Origin of the sequence: Devosia sp. UYZn731 (genome assembly GCF_040546795.1) — a bacterium.
In the GTDB taxonomy this organism is placed as follows: Bacteria; Pseudomonadota; Alphaproteobacteria; order Rhizobiales; family Devosiaceae; genus Devosia.
The window spans coordinates 26,935-51,652 of record NZ_JBEPOL010000012.1; the positions used below are offsets into that span (position 1 = coordinate 26,935).

The 24,718-nt window shown below is 58.0% G+C and carries 27 protein-coding genes; 12 read left to right on the top strand and 15 right to left on the bottom strand.

Features of this window, described 5'->3' with window-relative positions:
- Positions 1–11 precede the first annotated feature (11 nt).
- Genes pseG through pseB form a run of 8 tightly spaced genes read right to left on the bottom strand, consistent with a single transcriptional unit; the run spans position 12 to position 8,529 of the window.
- Positions 12–1,499, bottom strand: coding sequence for a UDP-2,4-diacetamido-2,4,6-trideoxy-beta-L-altropyranose hydrolase (gene pseG, locus ABIB57_RS23640; RefSeq protein WP_354043711.1), 1,488 nt, complete (start codon positions 1,497–1,499; stop codon positions 12–14).
- Positions 1,500–2,747, bottom strand: a complete 1,248-nt coding sequence (locus ABIB57_RS23645; protein WP_354043712.1) for an aminotransferase class III-fold pyridoxal phosphate-dependent enzyme — start codon at positions 2,745–2,747, stop codon at positions 1,500–1,502.
- A gap of 56 nt (positions 2,748–2,803) precedes the next feature.
- Positions 2,804–3,568, bottom strand: a complete 765-nt coding sequence (locus tag ABIB57_RS23650; protein WP_354043713.1) for a hypothetical protein — start codon at positions 3,566–3,568, stop codon at positions 2,804–2,806.
- Positions 3,565–4,593 (bottom strand): N-acetylneuraminate synthase family protein, encoded by a 1,029-nt coding sequence (locus ABIB57_RS23655; RefSeq protein WP_354043714.1) that lies wholly within the window; start codon positions 4,591–4,593, stop codon positions 3,565–3,567. The genes ABIB57_RS23650 and ABIB57_RS23655 overlap by 4 nt, the downstream gene beginning before the upstream one ends.
- Positions 4,590–5,444 carry an aldo/keto reductase gene (locus ABIB57_RS23660; protein ID WP_354043715.1) on the bottom strand — a complete coding sequence of 285 codons (855 nt, stop codon included), beginning with the start codon at positions 5,442–5,444 and terminating at the stop codon, positions 4,590–4,592. The genes ABIB57_RS23655 and ABIB57_RS23660 overlap by 4 nt, the downstream gene beginning before the upstream one ends.
- On the bottom strand, positions 5,441–6,616 hold the full coding sequence (gene pseC, locus ABIB57_RS23665) for a UDP-4-amino-4,6-dideoxy-N-acetyl-beta-L-altrosamine transaminase (protein WP_354043716.1): 1,176 nt from the start codon (positions 6,614–6,616) through the stop codon (positions 5,441–5,443). Before pseC ends, ABIB57_RS23660 begins: the two co-directional genes overlap by 4 nt.
- Positions 6,613–7,524 (bottom strand): SDR family oxidoreductase, encoded by a 912-nt coding sequence (locus tag ABIB57_RS23670; protein ID WP_354043717.1) that lies wholly within the window; start codon positions 7,522–7,524, stop codon positions 6,613–6,615. Before ABIB57_RS23670 ends, pseC begins: the two co-directional genes overlap by 4 nt.
- A gap of 6 nt (positions 7,525–7,530) precedes the next feature.
- The gene (gene pseB / locus ABIB57_RS23675) at positions 7,531–8,529 is read right to left on the bottom strand and encodes a UDP-N-acetylglucosamine 4,6-dehydratase (inverting) (protein ID WP_354043718.1); all 999 of its coding nucleotides are present in this window, start codon (positions 8,527–8,529) and stop codon (positions 7,531–7,533) included.
- Between the two features lie 150 nt (positions 8,530–8,679).
- On the opposite strand from pseB, the gene ABIB57_RS23680 reads away from it, so the two are divergent.
- A complete protein-coding gene (locus ABIB57_RS23680) occupies positions 8,680–9,681 on the top strand; it encodes an MraY family glycosyltransferase (protein ID WP_354043719.1) in 1,002 nt (333 codons plus the stop codon).
- Positions 9,682–10,251: 570 nt separating this feature from the next.
- On the opposite strand, the gene ABIB57_RS23685 is transcribed toward ABIB57_RS23680, so the two are convergent.
- Entirely contained in the window at positions 10,252–10,812 is a 561-nt protein-coding gene (locus ABIB57_RS23685; RefSeq protein WP_354043720.1) for a thermonuclease family protein, read from the bottom strand.
- A gap of 971 nt (positions 10,813–11,783) precedes the next feature.
- On the opposite strand from ABIB57_RS23685, the gene ABIB57_RS23690 reads away from it, so the two are divergent.
- The 3 genes from ABIB57_RS23690 to ABIB57_RS23700 all read left to right on the top strand — a co-directional run bounded on the left by ABIB57_RS23690 (position 11,784) and on the right by ABIB57_RS23700 (position 13,962).
- On the top strand, positions 11,784–12,005 hold the full coding sequence (locus ABIB57_RS23690) for a hypothetical protein (protein ID WP_354043721.1): 222 nt from the start codon (positions 11,784–11,786) through the stop codon (positions 12,003–12,005).
- A 155-nt stretch (positions 12,006–12,160) separates the two neighbouring features.
- Complete coding sequence (locus ABIB57_RS23695; RefSeq protein WP_354043722.1) at positions 12,161–12,607, top strand: hypothetical protein; 447 nt, start codon at positions 12,161–12,163, stop codon at positions 12,605–12,607.
- An 8-nt stretch (positions 12,608–12,615) separates the two neighbouring features.
- Positions 12,616–13,962: a hypothetical protein gene (locus ABIB57_RS23700; RefSeq protein WP_354043723.1), complete on the top strand. Its 1,347-nt coding sequence runs from the start codon at positions 12,616–12,618 to the stop codon at positions 13,960–13,962.
- Between the two features lie 164 nt (positions 13,963–14,126).
- On the opposite strand, the gene ABIB57_RS23705 is transcribed toward ABIB57_RS23700, so the two are convergent.
- Positions 14,127–14,468, bottom strand: a complete 342-nt coding sequence (locus tag ABIB57_RS23705; protein ID WP_354043725.1) for a hypothetical protein — start codon at positions 14,466–14,468, stop codon at positions 14,127–14,129.
- Positions 14,469–15,356: 888 nt separating this feature from the next.
- On the opposite strand from ABIB57_RS23705, the gene ABIB57_RS23710 reads away from it, so the two are divergent.
- Entirely contained in the window at positions 15,357–15,479 is a 123-nt protein-coding gene (locus tag ABIB57_RS23710; protein ID WP_354043726.1) for a hypothetical protein, read from the top strand.
- 328 nt (positions 15,480–15,807) lie between these two features.
- Here ABIB57_RS23710 and ABIB57_RS23715 read toward each other — a convergent pair whose 3' ends face one another.
- The 4 genes from ABIB57_RS23715 to ABIB57_RS23725 form a co-directional block, all read right to left on the bottom strand.
- Positions 15,808–16,083, bottom strand: a complete 276-nt coding sequence (locus ABIB57_RS23715) for a hypothetical protein (protein ID WP_354043727.1) — start codon at positions 16,081–16,083, stop codon at positions 15,808–15,810.
- Positions 16,080–16,280, bottom strand: coding sequence for a DUF3800 domain-containing protein (locus tag ABIB57_RS26880; RefSeq protein ID WP_502914467.1), 201 nt, complete (start codon positions 16,278–16,280; stop codon positions 16,080–16,082). Before ABIB57_RS26880 ends, ABIB57_RS23715 begins: the two co-directional genes overlap by 4 nt.
- A gap of 51 nt (positions 16,281–16,331) precedes the next feature.
- On the bottom strand, positions 16,332–16,748 hold the full coding sequence (locus tag ABIB57_RS23720) for a helix-turn-helix domain-containing protein (RefSeq protein ID WP_354043728.1): 417 nt from the start codon (positions 16,746–16,748) through the stop codon (positions 16,332–16,334).
- 559 nt (positions 16,749–17,307) lie between these two features.
- Entirely contained in the window at positions 17,308–17,700 is a 393-nt protein-coding gene (locus ABIB57_RS23725) for a hypothetical protein (RefSeq protein WP_354043729.1), read from the bottom strand.
- Positions 17,701–18,031: 331 nt separating this feature from the next.
- Here ABIB57_RS23725 and ABIB57_RS23730 point away from each other — a divergent pair, with 331 nt between their 5' ends.
- Positions 18,032–18,169, top strand: coding sequence for a hypothetical protein (locus ABIB57_RS23730; protein ID WP_502914468.1), 138 nt, complete (start codon positions 18,032–18,034; stop codon positions 18,167–18,169).
- Positions 18,170–18,306: 137 nt separating this feature from the next.
- On the opposite strand, the gene ABIB57_RS23735 is transcribed toward ABIB57_RS23730, so the two are convergent.
- A complete protein-coding gene (locus tag ABIB57_RS23735; protein ID WP_354043731.1) occupies positions 18,307–19,185 on the bottom strand; it encodes a LysR family transcriptional regulator in 879 nt (292 codons plus the stop codon).
- 153 nt (positions 19,186–19,338) lie between these two features.
- Between ABIB57_RS23735 and ABIB57_RS23740 the strand changes: the two genes are divergently transcribed.
- The 6 genes from ABIB57_RS23740 to ABIB57_RS23765 all read left to right on the top strand — a co-directional run bounded on the left by ABIB57_RS23740 (position 19,339) and on the right by ABIB57_RS23765 (position 24,645).
- Positions 19,339–20,253 (top strand): nucleotidyltransferase and HEPN domain-containing protein, encoded by a 915-nt coding sequence (locus ABIB57_RS23740; RefSeq protein ID WP_354043732.1) that lies wholly within the window; start codon positions 19,339–19,341, stop codon positions 20,251–20,253.
- Positions 20,254–20,438: 185 nt separating this feature from the next.
- Positions 20,439–20,681 (top strand): Y4oE-related protein, encoded by a 243-nt coding sequence (locus tag ABIB57_RS23745; protein ID WP_354043733.1) that lies wholly within the window; start codon positions 20,439–20,441, stop codon positions 20,679–20,681.
- Positions 20,682–20,852: 171 nt separating this feature from the next.
- On the top strand, positions 20,853–21,857 hold the full coding sequence (locus ABIB57_RS23750; protein ID WP_354043804.1) for an ABC transporter substrate-binding protein: 1,005 nt from the start codon (positions 20,853–20,855) through the stop codon (positions 21,855–21,857).
- Positions 21,858–21,862: 5 nt separating this feature from the next.
- Positions 21,863–22,744 carry an ABC transporter permease gene (locus ABIB57_RS23755; protein WP_502914469.1) on the top strand — a complete coding sequence of 294 codons (882 nt, stop codon included), beginning with the start codon at positions 21,863–21,865 and terminating at the stop codon, positions 22,742–22,744.
- 15 nt (positions 22,745–22,759) lie between these two features.
- A complete protein-coding gene (locus tag ABIB57_RS23760) occupies positions 22,760–23,563 on the top strand; it encodes an ABC transporter permease (RefSeq protein ID WP_354043807.1) in 804 nt (267 codons plus the stop codon).
- A complete protein-coding gene (locus ABIB57_RS23765; protein WP_354043734.1) occupies positions 23,560–24,645 on the top strand; it encodes an ABC transporter ATP-binding protein in 1,086 nt (361 codons plus the stop codon). Before ABIB57_RS23760 ends, ABIB57_RS23765 begins: the two co-directional genes overlap by 4 nt.
- The last annotated feature ends 73 nt before the right edge of the window (positions 24,646–24,718 follow it).

Sequence of the window (24,718 nt, forward strand, 5' to 3'; positions counted from 1 at the left end):
CTGCGGGCCGCCTAGATCTGGCGGCGGAACTCAATTGCTTTATCGTCCAGATGGGCTGCCGTAAACTGCAGGCGGTCGAACACTCGTCGCGATGCTATGTTTTCCGGCCGGACCCGTCCAGCAACCATAGCCGGACCGACAGTGCTGTGCAGCGCTTCGAGCGCGGATGCCAGCATCGGTGCGGCAAGCCCTTGACCGCGGAATTCTCGCCCCAGCGAGTAGCTGATGAACCAGTCCTCGCCTTCGCGTTCGAAGCGCACTTGACCGAGCTCTACGCCGGCCGGCGTTTCAACTACGAACAAACGAAATTCTTTGGACTCGGCCAGCCGCCGCTGCAGCCAGCGATGGTGCCCGTCAGCGGTAATTCTTTGCGGTTGAAACGCTGTGGCCCGGGTGGTCGGGTCATTGGCCCACTCGAGTAGCAGCCACTCGTCGGACGCACTTACCGGTCGGCTGACTAATTGCTTCGAGCTTTCGCCAAGCATCGCGGCCGCCACCCGATCCACGCCCCGACCATCCACGATGCCAGCCTGTGCCGCATCGAACCACGTCTCGGCATCCTTCTCCAACGCCTGCCTAAGCACGTCGTCCAGTCTGCCGCCGTCCAGTTCATCCGCATCACCAAGCCAGATCGCTAGCTTGCGCCGGTGCAACTCGGCCGCGATCGGTTGCTGATTTGCCGCAAGGGTCACGACCAGCGATGGAAGCCCTAGGCAAAGCCGTTCCCAACTTGTCGCCCCACCCGCGCCTACCGCCAGGTCGGCTCGCTTCATTAGTTCGACCAGCGATGGCATCTGGAAGTGTGCAATCAATTGCGGGTGCATCCGGGCCAATGCCAAGAGCTGTTGTCGCCGCGGATTGACGGCCCCGATGACCATATCGATGACGATATCGTCCCTCTGCCGCAGCAGTGCTGCGACAACCCGACCGGTAAGGCCGGGCAGGTCCGCCGCGCCGAAATAGACCAGCACGCCTCGTGGCCGTCCATGTCTTGCACGAACGCTAGAATGCACTTGCCTATAGCCCGGCTGCAGCATCGCGTATCGTGGCCCCAGCAGGGGTACCGCAGTATCAGGCAACAACCCAGCGTAGCGGGTATCGTGCTCAGCCACCAGATTCTGATCCAGAAATAAATCGCAGTCGTGCGAACGATCTGCCAGATCGTCAATGGCGAGGACGCGACGCCCGGGCCGGGACATCGCCTGTTCCCAGCGACCATCGAGCCCATAGTGATCGACCACTACCCAGTCGGCAGCATCGAAATCACGCTGCCCCAGCGCCGATAGAGTTTCGGCCGCATCATCTCTAGTACCGAAAGCGAGCCGTGCAACCGCCAATCCTTGCTCTTCGAGCCAACCGGTCATGTCGCCATTTGCCTCGCGGCATGCGAACAGAATCTTAGCGCCGCGCCTTTGGAGCGCGTGAGCCAATGTAGCGCAGCGTACCAGGTGACCCGATCCGATCGAGGTCGATGCATCGGCGCGAAAGACGATCTGCATTCAGTTGAGCCGCTTGAACCCGGCATGAGCGACCGGCCCGTTGAGCAGGTCGGTTACCGGGCGGCCGTCTTCGCATTGCTGGATGAGGTCGAAGACGGGTGCAAGCTGCTCCAAGAAGGTCTGCACCAGCTCCGGCGTATGCACGGTCGCGGCATAAACGCTGTTGCCAGCAAGATAGCCCTTCGCGAGCATCTCCTGCGTGATGAGCGTCTTGTAGGCCAGCGCATTCTCGCTTCGGATGGTGAAACCGCAAAGCGCCGGAAGGCCCCAGTGGTCAATTTGGAGGCCGGCATCGTCAGCTAATGACTGCCAGCCCTGTCGGATAGTTTCGCCAGTCCGGGTGATGATCTCCCAGGATTTCTTGGCTTCCATCACCTCGAGGGTTTTGAGGGCAGCGACCGACCCGATGCGCTCGGTCCAGAACGAGGACGAGATGAAAGTGGTCTGGGCTGCTTCCATGATGACGCGGCGGCCGATGACCGCGGTAACAGCATATCCATTGCCCAGCGTCTTGCCGAACGTCGCCATGTCCGGTTCGACCCCATACAGCTTGTGCAACCCGCCAAAAGTCTGCCGGAAGCCGGAGGTGCATTCGTCGAAGATCAGCACGATTCCGCGGCGGGTGGCGGTCTCACGCACCGCCTCGAGGAAACCGGCGTCCGGTCCCGAATTGCGCGAAACCTCCATAAAAATCACACCAACCCCAGGGTTGCTTGTCGCGGCCTCAAATTCGGCGAGATTATTATACGAAAATGGCAGGATGGACCCCTGAAGGTCTTGCGGCACACCCTTAGGCTCGAGGCCCGGCAGCAGGTGGCCTGCGAGGGTCTTGCCATCGCCAAGGTTGGCGGCAAGATACCAGTCATGCCAACCATGATAGCCGCAGAAGGCCACCTTGTCCCGGCCGCTGGCGGCGCGGGCAATACGGATGGCGACAGCATTCGCCTCGCCGCCCGAGCGGCAGAACCGGGCCATGTCGGCCCAAGGATGGATCTCTACCAGGCGCTCGGCCAAATAGACCTCTTCGGGCGCATTAAGTGTCGACATATTGCCATTGGCAACTACCTCGGCCACAGCGCGGTCAACCTCAGGGTCACCATAGCCCAACGTATTAGTCCCCACGCCGAACAGCGACATGTCGATATAGGCATTGCCATCGAGGTCCCAGATCGTGGCCCCCTTGGCTCTGGAGTAGTAGGCCGGCCATTGGTCTGGCAGAAACATTTCTGCTCGCTTGGAGAGCAGCATGTTGCCGCCCGGGATGACGCGCTTCGCACGGTCCCACAGTTTCTGGCCACTGTCGCTCATTGCTCGCCCCACACATACATCGTCTTGTAGCCCTGCTCAGCAAACGGCGCCGTCAAGGCGATCAAGCTAGGATTCGCGTCCAGAAAGGTCAGAATGTCGTGCACGCGTATGCGTGGCGCCTGCTGCTTGAAGGCCGCATAGATCGTCCGGCACAGAGCTAGGTCCTCGGGGTTGTCCACGGTCAGCCGAAGGTCGCGGCGACTAAGTTCAAGCGGGGCCTCGAGGCGGATGATGTTGAATTCGCTGTGGTGCTCTCGCAGGTAGAGCGTGCAGAGTTCAGACCTATGCTTACGCTCACCATTGCGATGAGAGGTCTCGAGCGCTCCCTGCGCGATGATCTCAAAGCCGCAGCCATCGATCACATCATCAAGGAATAGGGCATCGGCCTGCTCATCCAGGTAACGCCGCCAAGCGGCCTGAACCGGCTCGAAATAGAGGAAGGGAGATTCACTTGTGACACGGAAGATGTCCGTCGCTCCGGCAAGCCTCCCGCAGGCCACCAGCCGGCCCAGCACATCAGTTTCGTCACCGACAACGTAACGCAAGCCCTTTTCATGGGCGATGCGGCGAAACACGTCGTTCTCTACACCTTCCGAAATGCCCAGGACCACCTCATCGATGCATGTGGTCGCCTGAAGATTGGCAATAATATTGTCGATGATCCTCGTGCCGCTTTCGACGTCTAAATTCTGCACCGGCTTACCATAGAGGCGCGCCCCTTGGTTGCGGCAGGCGAGAGCCGCTACGAGCCGACGACTCATTGCGTGTTCCCAAGGTCTGCGGACAGCACCGGCGCATTTTTTGTCACTGCTCGAACCAGGCGCTTGCCATAGGCGAGGTCCAGATCGGTGATCACGTCAGTCGCGCCTGCCCGCTTCAGCATTAGGTGCTCAGGCAGCAAGATTGTGCCGACGGCCAAGTCCCGGGTCGCGACCACATGGCGACGGATCATCTTCCGATATCCCTTCTCGGCTTCCGACATCCCGAAATCGTCGGAAGTGACAGTCAGGCCAAGGGCCGAGGCGCAGTTGCGCACGATATGGCTGAACTCTTCAAACTCGTCTGGATTCAGCGCCGACTCGTGATCCTCAAGCTTCATGTTGCGACCAAGCGTCAGATGCTTCTCAATCAACGTCGCACCGGCGCCGATGGCCGTTCCGGCCAGAGCGAAACGCGTGCCCTCTTCGGGCGGCGCATGATCGGCAAAGCCCAAGGTCACCGAGCCGCGGCTACCCTTCCAGCGTTCGGTCAAGGCGCGAACCCGAGCGATCTGGTTATCTTCATGCGGTGTCGGATAGCTCTGGAAACCCAATAGCACGATCACCTGCTTATCTCTCAACAGGTCGAGAGCGGTTTCGACTTCTGTGAGATGGGCGCCACCCGCACCCAGCATCACCCGCGGCACAGAACTGGCCGCGACCTGCGCGAGAAAGCCGGCATTGGCGATATCTGTGCCATGCAATTTGACCGTTGTGACACCAAGGCGGGCCGCTAGGTCGAGACTCCGTTGCCCAAAAACGTCAAGATAAAGTTTGATCCCGGCCTTCACCGCGTCGGCCGCCAGACCTGACCAGATCGCATCGTCCATTTCCAGGGTTTTGAACAGGTCGTAATACTTGTAGTCGGGTGTCGCCAATTCATCGGCGTAGACTAACTGAAATTTGGCCGCGTCCGCGCCGCTCGCAGCGGCGGCATTTATAAGCAAGCGCGCCAGCCCGGGATTTCCCTCAAACCCTTGGGCAAGTTCGGCGACGATTTCGATGCTTGTTGTTGGGGTCGGGGTCACTTTGAGTTCCAGCGTGCAGGGTTGATGAGATCTAGGTCGTCAGTAGCGAGGCTTGCGGGAGGAGTCGGTCCGATCTCGACTGCGGCGTGCAGAATGTCCCGCAGTTGTAGCTCGCTGTCCACACCAACCAGAACGCGATCGATACCAGGCTGCGAAAGAGGGACTTGCAATGCCGCCGCGATGGCGGTCGCGCCTGCCTTTGCAAGCCAGTTATCCCAGGCCGTCCACTGTTCGGACCATCGCCCAAAAGCGGCCGGGCGGATATCCGGCCTCATTAGCAGCAGGCCTTGCAGAAAGGCCGACCGGGTATGCACCGCGACACCGGCATGCTGCAGTCGCTCGAGCCATCCGCTGCGGACCAATCGCTGGTCGAAAGCATTGAAGGGGGCCTGCACGAGGTCGATCGCAAAACGAGGCACGATCGCTTGCAGTTCGGCCGGATCATAGATCGACACTCCAATCCTGCGTACCAAGCCACGATCTCTAAGGCCCGCCATTATGGCAAAAACGGCAACACCTTCCGGACCCGAGAGGTCCTCAGAACGATGCAGCAGCAGCCCTTCGAGCGCATCAACGCCTAGGCGGTCAAGTGACGCGCGGACCATGGGCTCAATGGACTGGACACCGTTGTCCAGCTTGGGAAGCTTGGAAACAAGCTTGAAGCCTTCTACGCCTGCAGCGCCTAATCGCGCCTCGCTATCGCCATAGGCGATGGCAGTATCGAGGGTGTCGATGGAGTTGGAGCGCGCCGTGGCTAGTATTGCCGCAATTTCCTGGGGCAGCACTTGTCCGCTCGTGTTGGCGATGCCGTAAGGCAGTCCGAACTGCACGGTACCCAAAGCCAGCTTCATCCCACCACGTCCCGCAAGGCCCCGACTACAGACTGACGCTGCTCGTCGCTGAGGTCGTAGAAAAGCGGGATTGTCAACGCCTGATGGTAGTATTCCATGGCATTTGGGTAGTCTTCGGGCCGCATTTGAAGCCGCCTGTAGACCGGCTGCGCCGGGACCGGGATATAATGGACCTGCGAGCCAATACCACGTTCACGGAGTTCGAGCATCACGGCACCGCGTGTCTTGCCGATCTTGTCGAAATCGATGCGGACAACATAAAGATGGTGCCCGCTTAGATCCCGCCCTTCTGGTGGTTGCGCCGGTCGTAAATTCTCGAAACCAGCAAAATCCGCGTCGTAGTCGATCGCCAACTGGCGCCGCCGAGCGATGAAACTGTCGAGCTTCTTGAGCTGCGACAGGGCCAGGGCGCACTGGATATCAGTAATACGATAGTGGTAACCGAGCTCCTGCATCTCATGATACCAAGGGTTTTGTGCGCCGTCGGTGAACGCCTGTTCCGGCAATTCGAACGGGTCGTCCAGCTTGTTGATGCCATGGCTGCGCAAACGGATGAGCCGCCTGTACAGCGCCTCATCATTGGTCGTGACGATGCCGCCCTCGCCAGCCGCTATGGCCTTGACGGGATGAAAGGAAAACACCGTCATGTCGGCATTGCTGTTGTTGCCGATGCGACTGCCATCGAGATAACGACCGCCAAGCGCATGAGCACCGTCCTCGATAACGTGCGCGCCGGCCTTATCGGCCACTGCCTTTATCGCCGGCATATCGCAGGGCAGGCCGCCAAAATGAACCGGCACCACCGCGCGCGTCTCCGGGTGTAGCGCAAGAATCTCCTCGAGTCGCTGCGGCGAGAGGTTGATGGTTGCAGGATCGATATCGGCGAAGAGTGGCCTTCCATTGGCATAAAGCGCCGCATTCGAGCTTGCCACAAAAGTAATTGGGGAGGTGACCAGGGATGTGCCAGGGCCGACCCCGGCCGCGACCGCGGCTAAATGCAGGCCCGCAGTCGCGCTCGAAACCGCAACCGCAAAGCGGGCCCCAGTATAGTCGCAGATCGCCTGCTCAAAAGCCTCCACCATCGGACCCTGCGTTAGCATGCCCCCACGCAGCAGGTCACTGACCGCCGCAATGTCGCTCTCGTCGATGTGGTGGCGACCGTAAGGAATCATAATTGCTGTATTTCTTTCACAGGGGCTTCGGCTTCAAGCGCCGCAAGGTGTTCTAATTGTGTTTTAGCGTCGCCAACTGGCGCGCCAATAAGTTTGCATAGCTTGGAATTGTTCAAGCCCATCTCACGAGGGCGTGCTACGAGATCCGGTCTGTCAGAAAACCGGCCACGCTGTAACAACGTTTCATCAAGGCCAAAAACGCGCGCTGCCAGCACGCCAAATTCGTACTTCGTCAGGCGCTCGTCGCCAACTGCATGATAGAGCCCCTGGGCGCGTTGTTCGACGAGTTGATGCACCAGAACAACCAGCCGATCCATAAGGATGGGCGTAAAGTGCACATCATCGAATAAGAGGGGCCGTTCGCCAGCGCGCAGTGCGCTCAAGATCGAGTCGGTGAACGAGCGGCGGTAACTGGTACCCCAGCCGAAAAAATTAGTACGCACCACTAGTGCTTCCGGCGAGGCATCAAGCACCGCGCGTTCGCCAGCGGCCTTGCTCGAACCGTAGACATTGAGTGGCGCTGGGACATCCGTTTCGCTGAATAGCGTCTGCCGGTCATCAAACACATGGTCGGTCGAAATGTGAACGAAACCTATGCCCCGCCGATGGCACGCCATGGCGAGTGCACCTGGCATATCACCATTTGCGCGCTGAGCGCCTTCAGGATTGGCCTCGCATTCTTCGACATTGGTCATTCCGGCGCAATTCACCACCAGATCCGGCCGTACGAGATCAAGCAGTGTCGACATGCCTTTGGAAGTTTCGACAGAACCGGAATACGATTGTGAGCCCGAAACCTGCAGCCGACGGCGATGCTCCAACCGGTGCACCGACCAGGACTCCGCCATCAGTCGCGTCCAGTTCAGTGCCAGTAGCCCGCTTCCACCAGTCAGCAGCAGCTTGGGCATATGTGACTATATCCGGCCAATTGCAGCAGCATTGGCCTCAATCCAGCCTCGCAACTGATCAACCGACATCCAGTCAGTATTGCTCTCAGAGGAATATGTGAAGTCGCTGGCGACACGCCGGCCCGACCCGATACGGTTTTCTGCCGTAGACCAGTCGTGGATTGCAGGAAGGATCTTGAAGTGCTGGTCATACTCATAGGTGTGTGGGGCGTCTTCTATGCCTATCATCTGCTCATGAATTTTTTCGCCTGGCCGGATGCCGACAATCTTGTGACTTGCCTCCGGTGCGACTGCCCTCGCGATATCCAGAATGCCGATGGACGGAATTCTCTTCACATAGATTTCACCGCCCTTCATGTCCTCAAAGGCGTGCCACACCAGTTCGACACCCTGCTCAAGGGTGATCATGAAGCGGGTCATGCGTTCATCAGTAATCGGCAACTCGCCCTTTGCGGCCAGTGCCTGGAAGAAGGGGATGACCGATCCGCGCGACCCCATCACATTGCCGTAGCGCACAACAGAGAACACCGTCGCGTGCTCTCCCGCGTAAGAGTTAGCGGCAATGAACAGCTTGTCGGATGCCAGCTTCGTCGCGCCATATAGATTGATAGGATTGCTCGCTTTGTCGGTAGAAAGAGCAACTACGCCCTTAACGCCGCTGTCGATGCAGGTATCGACCAAGTTCATCGCACCCACGATATTGGTCTTGATGCATTCCATGGGGTTGTATTCTGCGGTCGGCACGATCTTCGTGGCGGCAGCGTGAACGACATAATCGACGCCATCAAGCGCGCGCGACAATCGCTCTTTGTCTCGAACATCCCCGATCATGAAGGTCACGCGCTTGTCATGCCCGAAGCCTTGCGCCATCTCCCATTGCTTCATCTCATCGCGCGAATAGATGATGATGCGCTTGGGATTGTACCGCTTCAGCGTCATTGGCACGAACTTCTTGCCGAAGGAACCCGTTCCACCCGTTATGAGTATTACACTATCAGCCAGCATGATGGATTCCTTCTGGATTCGGGCGAAGCGCGTTAGTTGCGTTCTCTATAGGTGACGACCCAAGTGCTATCAAGCTATGGCGACCGCGCCTGCAGGTTTACGTCCGGGTTGGTTTTTCGTAGAGAATCCGACTCAAACAGAGGTGAACCGTTGTCCGCTGCTATTCTCGTCTGCCTCGCCTTTGCGCTAGCATGGGCTACAACGGCAATAATTGAACGTAAGTCTGCTCGACTGGGTTTGGTTCAAAGTCCAAACTCCCGGTCTGCCCATATCCAACCCACCCCAACTGGCGGAGGGGCCTCGATAGCAATCGTAGGCATTTTGGGATTTATTTTCATCGCCGTTCAAGGCAACCCCAAATACGCAGGCGCCGCAGCGATAGGAGCGGCCTTTGCCGCACTGGGATTGATAGACGACCGGTTTAATCTCTCGCCGGCACTGCGATTTCCTCTTCAAGCTATTCTTATCGGCGCTACCGTCTCATTGGCAGGGCCTCTTCCAGCAATTGCGCTCGGCTCACTGCAGATAGTAGGCCTGCCGTTGACCGCCATATCGGTTCTGGCCGGACTTTGGTGGATCAATCTATTCAATTTTATGGACGGGATTGATGGCATAGCGGGCACTCAAGCAATCCTAATATTGGCTGGGGCTAGCCTCATATTACCAAGCGACCAATCTCCCCAGTTGGCATCCGGGATAATAATGGCCGCTACCGCGGGGTTTCTGACCCGAAATTGGCCACCTGCGCGCATATTCATGGGGGATGTAGGATCGAACTTCCTCGCGTTTGCGATATTTGTTTTGGCGCTATTTGAAAGCGGAAATTCTGATACTTCATACCCAATTATTCTAATTTTGATTTCTGTTTTCATGGCTGACGCCACCGTAACTCTATTACGTCGCGTCTTCCGAGGGGAAAAGCCATGGAAAGCCCACAACACTCATGCCTATCAACAGCTGGCTAGGCGATTTGGGCACAGAAAAATAACGCTTATGTACGGCGCAATTAGTTTGGTTTGGTCCGCGCCAATCGCATCGCTGGCGGGCATAAATCCATCAATATCGTGGGGCCTGGTCGCTATTGCCTACGCCCCGCTGCTCATAGTCTTTCTGATCGCTGGCGGAGGCCAAGCCCACGGCCAAATCAAATAAGACAAAATCCTCGTCAGTCTTCGTTCATTCCAGGATGTCAGCATGTTCTCACCCTACGCGGTCGAGTTCTGCGCGGCAGCGACACGGCTGCGGGGTATTTGAACCACATGGTTTCGGATTATAGCGCACTGAGCAATTGCGGCGGCGTCGTCCTGCAGATTACGCAGAATGACATCATTGGAAGCGCCACACTGGCGACGACCACTGCTTTCGGCTCTGACTTGGCAGTCGGACGAGCAGCACATTGTGAACCCCACTCATACAGGTAAGGCAAGATGCCAGCAAGCAAGACCTCTCAGCCATCGATCCATGGCGATCATGTCGCTGCAGCAGCGGTAAACGAAACCATCATTCACCTAACGGCCGTGTCGGAGCCCCGCTCCATGCCGCCAGGTGGCACTGATGAATTGCCTGGAACACAAAGGTCAGCCCGATAACATTGGGCGTATGAGGTTGATAGCCACGTCGCCACCGTTGCCGGTGTCGTCGTCGTCATTCGGGCGCTCCTCTGAGTCCTTAGCGAACGCCCGATAGGCCAGAGCCTGTGGGGGGTGGGGTCAACCTTCCGGATTAGGTCCCGCTCTGCGGAATGATCCTTCCCCGTTGTCGGGCGTCGGCCCTCCACAGCTTGCGTCGAGCATCAGCAGGTTCGAGATGCCGATACTTGCCACCCGAGAACTTCGGCCAATCCAGAGCCAAACCGCAGCGCACAAGTTCGGCAGCGAGGTCTCGCCCATTAGGAAGGAAGCACTCCGCCACCACCCGGTCATAGGACATTTCCGGCTGGAGCCTCGCCGTGACAGTCTGGCCCTTGCAGAGCTGCACCAGCGCCCACTTGGACTGGTTGCCCCATGGGTGATCAAGCTCCGGCGCGTCAATGCCCGCAAGGCGCAGCCGAACGTTGTCGACGATGATGGTGTCGCCGTCGATTACCCAGCACCGACCTTGCAGCACGGCGGGCGACACGGGATTGTCCGCCCTGACAATCGTCGTCGTGCGGGTGAACGCCCTCTGTGACGGGCTTGTCCGATAGGGCTTGAAAGCCGGCGCATTTGCTCGGCGTCGATAGGAGGTCGGTCTCTTCCCGGAAACCAGCCGAACCAGCATCCGCAACAGCCGCAACAAACTCACGCCGATCCCCCACGCCCCCAAATGAGATGCGCGTATAGTCAAACCCTTGTCAATCATAGGTCTGAGTGAGACGCAGACCAATCTGCGACAATATGTTCGACCGTCACGACATGATGACGAATAAATCAGCGAAGAAGTTCGGTAAATGTTGAGCGAATGAAGCTCGCTGTCACCATGTAATGACAGGATATTATCGCATTCTGTCCATATGTTGACGTTATACTTGTTGCCCTAGCCGAAACCGCCGCATCAATAGACGCCGTCACCAATATCGGTGAGCGGAGAAAACCCGTGACGACTTCCCTTGAGGCTGACTGCCTCGACCACTTCATTGCAGCCGCAGACCTACTCATAGCCGCATATCAAGCTGCCATACTTCCTCCGCCAGCGTTGAACGCGGTTGCCGACCTCCGCAACGCCGGAGAACTGCTGTTCCAGTCAGCGTTCTCTGTTGTCGAGACGGGCGGTGTCGATCATCCACGGAGCCTTGAGCCATACCGCTGGGGCCCGATGAGGCTCCTAGAACATACAGTCACACTCCTCAATGCGGCCGCTGCGCTGCCCGCTCGGTCGGCTTTCGTTGCACCGGAGGGTCGCTAACATGGTGCGTTTGGCAGGCAGATGTTCGAGAAGCGGACGGTTTTCGGCTATCCTCGTCAATCAGCATGTGATGACGTGGCTGGACGGCGCATATTGGTCTACTAGGACGAGGCCGATTTCCTCAAAGAGGGGATAGAGCTCTGGAATACGATCAACAGGGGCAACCTGTCAGACGCGGCCTATGCCAAGCGGGGGAGCCGGTTCAATTTGATCCGGCATCTGCACGGCAAATACACCGAGGCAGAGCGCAGGCAGATCGCGCAGGCGGCGCGGGAGCTTATGGATTAGCGAAATCGCCAGGCTGGGGAATGAGGGTTGCGCCGTTCCTCGGTACGTGGCCTCAGTGTTAATTGGGCCGGGAGTTCGATAATTTGCAGGTCAACGTCTTCGTAAGAACTGATGAAACTCAGCAGTATCATCTGCTCGTGACGCCATATGGTCCGACTGCCGCAATACCAGACCAACTGAAGCATTTGAGCTGGCGGAACCTTGCCGTGACAACACTAGACGACAGACTGCTCTCTTCCGTCAGCCCCATCATTGATGCCCAGAACGTCGTTAACGGCTATGCGCTGGTGAGTTTGAAAGCTTGAATTTAGACAGATGGGAATACCGCAAGTCGCCGCGCGGCTTGCATTGTGCGCAGGGCGGCATTTGGCTTGATGGATCGACGGTCCGGCGCGATTCAAAACCCTAGTTGCTAGTGGCTCGGCCATCTGCTCTAGCTGCCAAGCGGGACCCGGGGAGAATGATGCTGAAGTATTTATTGGCTTTGTCGTTGGTTAGCGTTCTGGCAGCTTGCTCCGGGTACAATATTAACCGGGTGCAGTTCTCCGGTGAAACCATCCCATTTCCAGAAAACTATCAACAAGAGGCGGCGCGCGTTGTGGCGTTGAATGGCGGCACAATCTCAACCGCAAAAGTCTCTCGCCCGCAAGAAACAATTGGCGAAAGTCCATTTGGTCCCAAGCGTTGGTATTCATGCATTAGTGGAACGACCGAGCCGGAGAAGAGTGGGAATTGGCCGAACGTCGAGAACTTAGTAAGAGGGTTGGTCGGCGTGAACGACGGCATTTATAATAGGGTCATGTTCTTTTCCGCCCAAAGTCGCCGCCCTTCAGTTAAGAGCGGGTTCGATAGTGACCTGTGCAAGCGCGCCATATTTGAGCCGATCACCGCCGCCCCGCCGTCATGAATTTACGTATGGAAAACCAGACGGCGCACGAGAATTCCCTGCTTTTGGGATCTTCCCCAAGAGCGGTAGATTTAGACATCGTACCGTCGTCGACGGTGCGTGCTCGGCTTGTGCAAGCAATCCCACACCTGAGCGGCTCACTTGTTGTTCTAATAATCTGCGCGAGCGTACTCACCAATCAGCCAGCGCCAGAGGCCATATTCGCAGGTAGGGTGTGTCATTTTCTGAGCATCCTTGCCTCATGCGCGCTGATCTGCTGCGTCCGCATCCGTCCTGCGTTGGCCTTTTTGTGCGTCACCGCAGCAGCATATGCTTTCGGTGACCCTGCCCGCACCGCTTATGAATTTCTGCTCTTGGCTCTGATGTTTGCCGCTGGGGCGGCGATGCGTCGACTTGCACCGCCTGAGATCACCAGGTCCGTGATTATTTGGACCGTCTTGGCCTCCGCTCTGTTGATGCTCCTGCAAGTTGTCGGCATCGGTGAGTGGACGCAGGCACTAACGACTCAGGGCAAAATTACCGAAACGAATTGGACAACGAAAATACCTTCGTGGACCTTCCTTGTGCCCGCGGACCAACTGAATGCATCGCCACTGCAGGGTCGACCGGCTGGCTTTTTGTATTCCAACCAGTTCGCCTCCATGGTCGTGCTCCTTGCCATCGCGCTGTATAACGCTACCGGCACGCCAAGAAATTACTGGATCGAATTTGGGCTTTGCTGTGCCGCAGTACTGACTCTCTCAAAAGTTGTCTTCGTAGGCCTGGTCTCAATATTGGTCTTTCGGGCGATCTTTGGGGGTGGCGAAGGTCGGTCGCGGTTTCTTCGAATGGGAGCGCTCGCCGGCCTGGCCCTGCTGATCTATGCCCTTGCTTTCCCGGGTCTGGTGCAGACTTATTTTCTGAGTTGGCCGTTGCTATGGCAAAGTATCGCCGTTCGGCTGGCCGGCCTGGGTTCCGATTTGGGCATTTCGAACGGGTCCATTACCTCTTACTTGCTCGATGAAAGCCTAAATTTCGGCCTCTACGAGGATGGGTCGATAAGCAAAACGACGCTTTTGGGTATCGCGTCCACAGCCAATGAGCCCGCCCTCGGTGCCTTCGCCCAAATCATTCTGCTGAAGGAATACCTGCTCGGCTTAATGGCCCTCCTCGCAATCCTGATTGCGCTGCACAAGCCCGCACGACGAACCGCTCTATTAGTGGCGCGGCACACGGAATACCCTCTGCTGCTGGCGCTGCTGGTCTTCAGCCTAAGTGCCAACTTTTTATCGGCACCAATCTTTTGGTTAATGGTCGGCGTTGCTGTTCCTATTTTTGGTGCTAGGACACCTCAGTTTGATGGCGTCACAGTTTAACGCTAGGGAGCACTCAGCAATTCCGCGTCGTCGATGAGGTCGTCCAGCCCCTTGCCGGTCAACCAGCTTTCCATGGTGCCCACGACCAGGATGCGCGCCCAGGTGGTGATATCCATCATCAGTTCCGGATGGCTGACCGGATCAAGGTCAAGGTTAAGGCCAAGCTAGGCGCCGGTGCGGATCGCGTTGCCCCTGCCTGTCTGCTGCACCGCGCCGGCGCCGCGGAACTTGTAGCCGTCGCCGGCAATGGTGTTGCCGAGCTTGGTGCCGGGCTCGTACTTCGCGAAATAGGACTTCGCGCCAGTCTCATAGATCGGCTGGTAGCGGCCGCCGGGCTCGACATTGGGCGTTGCCAGCGCGTAGGTCAGCTGCTGCAGGTTGCCGTCGCCGTACCGGTCCCATGCGTCGAGAATGGCGTTGATGCCGTTGACCTGCGGCTGGCTGATCTCGCCGCCAAAGACGGATGCACGGACGTGCGAAAAAAATGCCTCGGGCTTCGAGAGCATGGGCAAACTCCAATAATGTTGGTGCATTATCCTCGCTCAATCAGCGAGGTGATGACGTGGCTGGACGGCTCATATTGGTCTACGAGGACGAGGCGGATTTCCTCAAAAAGGCGATAGAGACCTAGCACACCATGAACAGGGCCAATATTCAGACTCCGCCTATGCAAAGCGGGAGGCCCGCTTCAACATGATGCGGCATCTGGAAGGCAAGTATGCCGAGGCCGAGCGGCAGGAGAGCGCGCAGGCGGCGCTGGCGCTAATTGAGTAGCCGCACTTGCGGGCCTCAAGGAGGTCACAGTTCCAAGCTATGAACTCCCCAAAGAGGAGGCGGAAATGCAGGTCAATGTTTTGATATCTGACGACGCCGGGCCGCGAGCTTGGTTACTGGTTCTGCCCTTTGGCGAGGCGAACATCGTTCCCACAGAGATTAGTCGATTTCATTGGCGCGATCTTGCGACAGCTCTCACTGATGATCGGCTGCTGCGAACAAACCGGTCTAGAATAGAGGCGGAGCTGGAGTGTCGTGGCTATTCGCTGATTGCAGCCTAAGGTCAGCCGAGTGCGTGCTTCGACGCCAGAACCGTCCCCGTCGGCTGACTCTCAAGAGGGAGGTAGTGGAGGCGAAGGGGAAATCGCCCAGACGCATTGTGACAATTCCAGGCGCTTGGCGCGGAACGTTTGTGCAGCGGACATTGAATTCTCCAGTGATGTTGAAGGATTGGCTCCGCTCGGTTACGCTCAGCGCGAGAGAGGTCGGAAAGATGCTGACGATCAAAGGCTTGGTCTGGCTGACGATGCTGTCGGCCTGCGTCGCTCTATGGTTGGCGGCTGCCGAGGTCATCCACTGAGATGGGCTGGTTAAAGCGAGAGTGGCGAGCGATCGCCACGATGATGGGCAAGCGCTTCGGGCCGAAGAACCGCCCGTTCGGCGAGGTCGTCGCGGATGCGGTTGCCTTGGCGCTGGCGATAATCTGGCTCATGGCCCGGTGGGATTATGTATTCAATTTCTAGGCCCCGAGGCTTGGCATTTGGAACGCATATATCCAATGAACCTTGATGAAACAAAGGTGAGCGCAACCACTCTTAGCGCTGTCCGGCCGCCAACCCTCAATGGTGGATAGAGGCTGTCCCGCCCCAATTGGGTAGCCTCGACCTTTTCCAGGGCGAGGCGACCTGCACAACCGACCAGAATTGCCGCGCCATTCAACCAACGTGCTTTTCTCAACTACCCTCGAGGAAAGCAACTTTGTAATATGATGATTTTTGCGGTTTCGGTCATGGCAACACCAAGGCGCGCCGGTGCGGCAGGCCATTGCGTGATCGATATGCTGAGGTCGTTTTAGGTGACGGTTACTGCGCCTATTGGCACAGCCGCAGCTGCAACGCCCGAGCCATTGATGGCGACGATGAAGCCGTATCGCGTGCCGGCGCTGATGCGGTGACGACGCGATTGCCGGCCGCATTTGGCGCACCATACTCGGTAGCCCCAGAGAAGCCCGGTCATGCTGTTGCTGGTGTTCCAGTAGATCCGCGAGCCCAGGTAGTTGGCGCTGTTCGGCGCGGTCCAATTGAACGTGATCTGACCAACGTCACCTGTGGCGGAGACGGTGTTCAACGTCGCCTTCGACGGCGCCGGCAAGATCGCCGCGCTCGAAGCAGCGCGAAGCGTAGGGCTCGCACCCAGTCCACCAGTTCGGTTTCGAATTTTCTTGCGATCACAACCCCGCCTAGACCAAACCACTCCGATGAACCGGTGCCGCCGTCCGCGCGGGTTTTTAGGCCAAGATCCCCGGCTTCATCGACATAGAGCACGTACTCATAACCGAGTGCCTAGATTACCCCGCTGCCTCAAATGATGCTCAATCAGCTCGCGCGCAGTCGCGACGACTGGCCGTAGGCCGGGTTCTCATCAGCCTTTGCTTGCTGCATTTCCAGCAGCAACAGCGCCTGCTCATAGACCTCGACCGTCTCCTCGCCGTTCAACAGCCTTGTGTCGTGCAGCGACTGCATCAGGCGGCGAGAATCGCCGACGACGACAGGTGACGGCCGCGATGAAATCGCCGGCTCGCCGTGTTGCTCGGCGTCGCCATAGAGCAGCCAGGAGGCATCGGTGTTGAATGCTTCAGCGTATTTCTGCGCCTGCGCCGGCGTGAAGGCGTTCTTGCCGTTCTCGTGACCTCTGTAAGTCGATACGCCGATGCCTACGGCTCTGGCCGCATCGGATGCATTGCCGTAGCCCGCCATCCGGCGCGCATATCGCAGACGGCCGCCGGGGGTCATCGCGGCTCTTGTTTATGGTGCAACCGGGCCATGTCGGTTTGGGTCGCATGGATTCGGGGGGAGTCGAGGAATGCGCCGAACTTGTGGATTGCGAGCATAAGCCCGCTTGCACCTTGCCGCGCCCCGCAGCGGAGGTGTTGATCTTCATGACGAGGGAAGGTCAATGCCACTTTTATGGATAACCAGGGGCGCGGCTAGCGCCGAGCGAGCCCGGCGGCCGATGGAATTGCGCGGCGTCACGCCCAATGGCTACCCCTTCACCAACGCCTCTTTTTCTCGCGCTAGCTTCATATTTTGTAAACTGCGTAAGGAACATCGCCGAGCCCGGTCGTGCCCAGGGAGGCAATATTTCTAGGCCTGCATACTACGATAAGACTTGGCAAAGTCTCCTAGCCCCTACCTCCGCCCCGAGGTCGGGGCTTTTCAACACTTCCATCAGTTCGATAAGCCACTGGGATGCAGTGATCCGGTGCGTCCACCGGCACTCTCACGGATGACCAGTTCGGTTAGGTTAGCGCCGATCCGGTCGAAGCAGCAGGCCCTTGTTCGAACAGGGGGACTACTGGATGAGTCCGCTGCCGCCGACATCGGTGGTGGCAGTGCCGGAGTTCGAGCCGACACTGTCGTTTCCAGGCTTGTTGCCACCATTGCCGCCGTGGGGCGGATTGCCACGCCCGCCGATCAGGCCGCCACTGCTGGTATCAGCCGGTCCGAAATCACCCCGGCCATGCACGACACGCACCACCGAGCATTCGCCCTGTGGGGTGGGGCAATCGATAATGGTGTCTCCGATGAAGATCGTGGCGCCGCCACCATCATCGAAAGTGACACGGCATTTCGGCTTCTGGGCCTCGCACGAGCGGGCGGCGTCGATGCCTTTCATGGCAAAGCTGGGGGTAACGGCAAAGAACGGGACGGCGAGAATAGCGGCAGTCAGCAGGATCTTATGCATTTTGGTCGCTCCATCTGTTCGGTTCAATTCGATTAATGGAGGTTGCCCGGGTCTGCCTGAACGAAGCTTGAATGGCTCGTTATAATTCTGTTAGCAGCAAAGACGTCGACGACAGCGATATGTAGCGTTTCGGACCGGAGTCTGAACAGCGAAAAAATACTGGCCAACGAGATCGTGCCTCGTCGACCCGGGGGCAAAGCTGGAATGAACATCAGGACAGTCGGATTACTCCACCGAGCCGGTGTCTTAGGCCGTGATCATGTCGGTGCCCGAAGCGATGGCGGTTCGCCGCTGTACCGTCGAGCACCTCTTCGGCGCCATAAAAGGATGAATGGGCGCCCCCCACTTCCGAACGCGAGGGCTGAAGAACGTCGCCACGGAAGCCAGCCTGGCGATGCTGGCCTACAACATGAAGCGCGCCATCACTATCGCTGGCGTTGCCTCGACCTTCAAGGGAATAACGGCTTGAACGGACACGACGCACGCCATAGAAAAACAACCCGAGCGATGGTGCCCCGAGTTCTCAGACAGCCTCGGCCCAAACCCGCCATCGAGGCGTCCTTTTACGCCTAAAGACGCCAATGTGTTGACGACGCATGACAACCTCTATCTCAGCGAACGCGCCATCTCGACTATCTCGTCTCGATTGGCAGTGGGGTCATCCTTGCTCCAGGCGATCGACAGTCCAACGTTGAAATCGACCCCGTCCACGGTGCGGAAGGCGACGTTTTGGTTCGGCAGTTCCTTCATCCACTCGGGGACAAAACCGACGCCCAGCCCTGACGACACCAGCGAGAAAAGAGACAGTGTGTCATCACAGGTATAGGCGATGCTATCAAGGAGGTCGTGCTCTCTAAACATCCGGTAGAAATAGTCTTCGGTGTAAGACAGGTTCGATCTGGAAAAGGCGATGATCTTTTGAGGCCTTAGATCGTCAATACCGAGCTTGGGCAGCCGTGAGAGGAATGAGTCAAAGGGCATTGCGAGAACGTATCGCTCGTGCGCAAGGCCGAGGCATCGCAACGCCCCCAGATTCTCTGGCGGCCTAATGAAGCCGACATTGATATTGCCGGCTTCAATTTCTCGGATGATAAACTCGCTTGTTCCGGTGCGAACGTGGATTTTGACGTCGGGAAAGCGGCGACCGATCTTGGCAAGAAATTCCGGCAGCACGCCAAATGTTGCCGGGTAGATCGTGCCGATCGTAAGCTTTTTCAGATCTTTCCCGGCGATGGCCTGAGCGACTTGTCGAGTATTTTCCAGGTCGCTTAGTATGCGGCGACAGCGCTCGTGAAACACCGAGCCAGCCTTGGTCAATTGCACGCGGCGGGTCGATCGAACCAGCAATTGAACACCCAGGTCGCGTTCGAGATTTTGGATATGCACGCTCAACGCGGGCTGAGCGATATTGAAGCGGGCAGCCGTTCGGCCAAAATGCAGCTCTTCGGCGAGCGCTACGAACAAGGTGAGTTGGCGTATTTCCACGATAGTGCCAGCTCCGGGCCTCTGGTCCACATACAAGTGCGATTATGTAAGTACGAAATCGATAAATCAAACGTAATCAATGTTGTCAGCGGAATCGGGGTTAGGCATAGTGCCGTTATAACGATGTTTCAGAGCCAGAGGAGACGCGCTGAAATGAAGATGAGTCTCGATCACCTCCCAGAAAGCAAGCAGAGAAACGTCGCCCGCATCGTCGAGACACTCCATGAGGAATTTGAGGATGCGCTGAAAGAGGCCAAGTCGGAAAACAAGCGCCGTGGCCGTATTCTCAAGATAATTTTGTTTGGTTCATACGCCCGTGGCACCTGGGTTGATGAACCCCACACCATGAAGGGATATCGTTCCGACTTTGACGTTCTGGTGATCGTTAACGAGAGCCGCTTTGCCGGGTTTGAGTATTGGGATCGGGCCACGGATCGGTTAAACCGAGAACCCTCGATCGGGGCGCCCGTGGGCCTGATCGTGCATTCAGGCCGTGAGGTGAACAATGCGCTGCGCAATGCGCAGTACTTCTTCACCGATATACGGAAGGAAGGGATCGTTCTGTACGAGTTAGATGACAGGGAACTGGCTGAGCCCGCTGTGCTGGACGCGGCACAGGCGCTTGTTGTTGCAAAGAGGCACTATGATGATCGCTTCGGTTCGTCGGAGCACCGCTTGAAGCTCGCGAGGTTTTCATTGGCTGATGGACAGCTGAACGAGGCCGCTTTCGATCTTCACCAAGCGGTGGAACGAGCTTACAGTACCGTTCTGTTGGTCCTCACCAACTACAGCCCGCCTTCGCATAATCTCAAATTCCTGCGCATGTTGAGTGAAGATCGCGATCGCCGGCTCATCGACGCATGGCCGCGCGAGCAGCAGCGCTTCAACGCCTGGTTCAACGTGCTCAATGAAGCCTATGTCAAAGCGCGCTATTCGCGTCACTACGAGATCAGCGAAGAAGCTCTGACCTGGCTGATCGATCGCACCGAGACCTTGCATGGCTTGGTAAAGACCGTGTGTGAGGAACGTCTCGCCCTGCTCGCACAGGCCGCGATCGAGGCGCAGTAAGCGGCCTGCCCCCTCTTATTTAGGGGGCCTCCTGAGGACTTTTGGCGTTGCGTAGCGCGGTGCCAATGCTAAAATTCCCCCCGCATCGACTGACACAGAATGGTGCTTCCGGACGATGCAGGCCAGCTGCCTGCCTTGAAAACGTCCGGCCACCCGCGCGCCGGGCTCTTCACGGAGCACTCGCCATGTCAGACAAATCCGTTCTGCCACCAGCCCAGCTTTGGGGCTCGATCGCAGACGTCAAGCAACTTGAAACCAGCTCCCTTGTGGCCGCCAGCATGCTCGCGCGCATCTTTGGAAGCGGCTCTGCCTCTATCGCCGCCTGGTGCGCCCTTTATGCCCGCCTCGAGGGCGAGACCGAACGCTACGAGCTTTGGCTGTGCGCATTCAAACATATCCAGGCCGCAAGAACATCGTGCGACGCCTAATTTTCGGACAGGGCGGATGTAAGAGCTCGGTAACGGTATTGATCGCATTCGGCTATGAATGCGCCGCGTTCAATATTTGAAATAACGTCCGCCCCCCTGCACCTTGTTCAGCGCAAGCACATTGAGGGGAATATCGTGAAAAGAGCACTTCTAGCGGCATCAGCCGTAACCCTGTCGAGCGTCATCACCCTCGCCCACGGGCAGGATCTGATCGTCAACAGTTATGGCGGGCCCTATGAGCAAATCATCCAGGACGCCATCATCAAGCCATTCGAAGAACAGTATGGCGTCCGGGTGATCTACGATGCCGTCGGCTCGTCCCAGCAGGACTATGCCAAGATCAAGGCCACCAAGGGCCGACCGGGCTTTGATGTGGTGGTCATGTCGGCCTCTCAGTCGCTCGATGGCTGCCGCGAAGGGCTGCTCGAGCCCATGAGTGTCGAAACGGTACACAACCTGGCCTATCTCAATCCCGCCATCAGTGCCGTAGCCGGCGCCTGTGGGGCGGTCCACGAGATCCAGTACCTCTCCCTGCTCTACCGCACCGATAAGCTCACTGAAGCACCCACCTCCTGGAAGGATCTCTTCAACGAAGACCTGCATGGCCGGATCGTCCTGCCGACCTTCGCCAATATCATGGCGGCCTATCTCACGCAGATCATGGCCTCGGTCTATGGCGGCGATATCAATGACAATATCGACCCCGGCTTTGAAGCCATGACGCGGCTCGCGGCCCAGTCGATCGGCTTCGAGCAGGCCTCTGCTATCCTTGAAAGCTACATCGTCGATGGTCGGGTCTGGGCCATGCCGTTCTGGGACGGCAGGGCACAGTTGCTTGTCGATAGCGGCGCCCCGGTCGACTACATTTTGCCCGAAGAAGGCTCAATCCCCCTGATTGCCACCCTCAACATTCCAGTGGGCGCCGACAACAAAGAGCTGGCCCTTAAATTCGTTGATTTCTTCCTGGCAAAGACCAGCCAGGAACGTTGGGTCCAAAGCTATAAGGTCGGATCGGCCCGTTCCGACATCGAAGTCAGCGACGAGGCCAGAGCCCGCAAGATCACCACCCAGGCCGACCTCGACGAACTTCTGCTTCCTAACCTCGCTTCCTTGTCGGCCAACCTGGCGGAATGGGGCATGCGCTGGGAACGCGAAGTCGTCCCGGCCGCTCGGTAACCGCCATGTCGAGCCTGGCCATCAATGCCGCCAAGGACCGTCCCATGAGGACGGCCCTGCTCCGCAAGTACACACCGCTCCTGCCCCCTGCCCTCATCCTCCTGCTGTTCTTTGCCATCCCCATGGGCATGATGGTGGGCCTCAGCTTCCAGCCGAAGGGGGCTTCGGGCGCCTCTCTCGCCAATTACGAGCGCTTCTTCAACGATGATTTCACTCTGATCGGCCTGGGACGCACTGTTCTTATGTCCGGCCTTGTCGCGATCTGCGTGACCGTGATGGGCTATCCAGTCGCCTATTTCCTTGCCCGGTCCCGCTCGCCTTGGCGCGCAGTGGTCTTTGCCCTGGCCATCGCCCCGGAACTGGCCGGGGTCGTGCTGCGCACCTATGGCTGGCTGATCATTTTGGAGGACCACGGCTTCATCAACAACGCGCTCGTTGGGCTCGGCCTGATCTCCGAACCCCTGCCCTTGGCCAAGAACATGTTCGGCGTCGTGATAGGACTCACTCATGTGATCCTGCCGTTTGGCATTCTGTCCCTCCTGACCAGCCTGCAGGGTGTCGATCCGAACCTCGAAAAATCGGCTCAGATCCTGGGCGCATCGCGCCTGTCCGTAATCCGGCACATCCTCGTGCCGCTGACCATTCCGGGCATTGTCAGCTCCATGCTGCTCGCCTTCACCATGTCGGCCAGCGCCTATGCCACGCCCGCCATACTCGGAGGCGCCGGCTTCAAGGTGCTCGCCACCATGGTCTACGAGCAAGTGCTTTTCTACATCGACTGGTCATTCGCCGCAGTCATGGCGAACGTGCTGCTGGTGATGATGCTGATCGTCGCCTTCATCGGCTCACGGCTCGAAATGCGCCTGCACAAGAAGCTTCAATTCTAGAACCGCGTGATCGAAATGAACCGAATTATCTCGAGCCTGTTCTGGGTCTCCCTGGTCTGCATCATGGCCTTCATCACCCTGCCCCTGCTCGTGGTGATGGCCGCTTCCCTCAGCCCAACTGCCCAGGTGACCCTCATCCCCGGGGAGTGGACCACGCGCTGGTATGGCGACCTGATTGCCAGCCGGTGGCTCGATCCCTTCATGCTCAGTGCGCAGATTGCGGTCCTTGTTGCGGTAATCAGCGGCGTGCTCGGACTTCTCGCGGCCTATGTGGTCGCCTTCGAGAAATGTCCCGGGCACGCGACGATCATGTCGTTTTTGCTCTCACCCCTGGCCGTGCCGCAAATCGTCAAGGGCGTTGCGATTGTATTGTTCCTTTCATCAGCCGGGCTCTATCGCTGGGTCGGCACCCCAGGACTGATCGCCGCGCACATCATCCTCACCCTGCCCTTTGCGGTAAGGATGATCGCGACCGCCATGTTCAACTTCGACAAGAACCTTGACCGCGCGGGCCAAAGCCTGGGTGCAACCAAAGCCCAGCGCATCCGGTACCTGCTACTCCCCATCATTAAACCGGGCGTCTTTTCGGGGATGACCTTCGCCTTCATCATCTCCTTCAACAACATTCCCCTGTCGGTCTTTTTGGTCCGGCCCGGCGAAACCACTCTGCCGATCACCGTCATCAATTATCTCGAATACAGCCTCGATCCGGTTCTGGCGGCGGTCAATGTCGCGTCTCTCCTCTTTGTGCTGGCCGTGATCTTCGCCTTTGAAAAAATTGGCGGCTTTTCCGCCCAAATCCACGGAGGAAGCAAATGAGTTCGCCCGATATCGAGCTGGTCAATCTGAGCAAGAATTACGGTTCCACCCCCATTGTCCGTGCGATCGATCTAACCGTGCCACAAGGCGAGTTCGTCAGCATTCTTGGCCCATCGGGGTGCGGCAAGACCACGACCCTCAACATGATTGCCGGCTTCACCATACCGTCGAGCGGGCACATCAAGGTCCGCGGCCTCGATCAGACTGGAGTGCCCCCCGAGAAGCGTGGGGTGGGTCTGGTGTTCCAGAACTACGCCCTCTTCCCGCATATGACGGTCAGACAAAATGTCGGCTTCGGGCTCAAGATGCAGGGCAAGAGCCAGCACGACATTGACGAGCAAGTCAAAAAAGCTCTGCACAGCGTTCACCTCGATGGCTTCGAGGACCGCTACCCCAAGGAACTGTCCGGTGGACAACAGCAGCGCACGGCACTGGCCCGCGCCATCGCTCCGCGTCCCTCCCTGCTGCTTCTTGACGAGCCACTTTCCAATCTCGACCTCAAATTGCGCGAAGCCATGCGCATCGAACTAAAGGACGTCCAGCGCGAACTGGGCATCACTTTCGTCTACGTCACCCACGACCAAGAAGAAGCTATGGCCATGTCTGACAGGATCGTGGTCATGCACCAGGGCGTCATCGCTCAGGTCGGTACGCCCTCTGAACTCTACAGCACGCCGCGATCAACGTTCGTCGCCGACTTTATCGGAAAGTCCAACATTTTTGCCGTTACCCCCACCAAGGTCGAAGGCGGCATCCATCGTGTGAAGATTTCTGGAACTGGCCTCGAGCTGCTGGCCGCCTCCCCCGAGCCCGATCCGGCCGGAATTGCCTTTTGCAGCATCCGCCCTGAGGCCGCGCGCTGGATCGAAGGGCAATCTCCAGCCGATCGCCCCCTCAACATTTTGCCGGTCTCCATCACCAAGATCGTCAATCTGGGCGCCTATCTCGAAGTGTGGTGCCGGCATCAGAGCGACACGGTCCTTAAATCTCTGATCAGCGCCGCCCGCGGCGCAGAACTGAGGCCTGGCGTCGATATCGAGCTGACCATCGAACCCGCCGCTATAAAGCTCCTGTCTAGCTAACTGACCGATAATCAAATCCTATTAATCAGGCCAAATTGATATTGGACGACCGTTGATCTCAAACCCTAGGCTA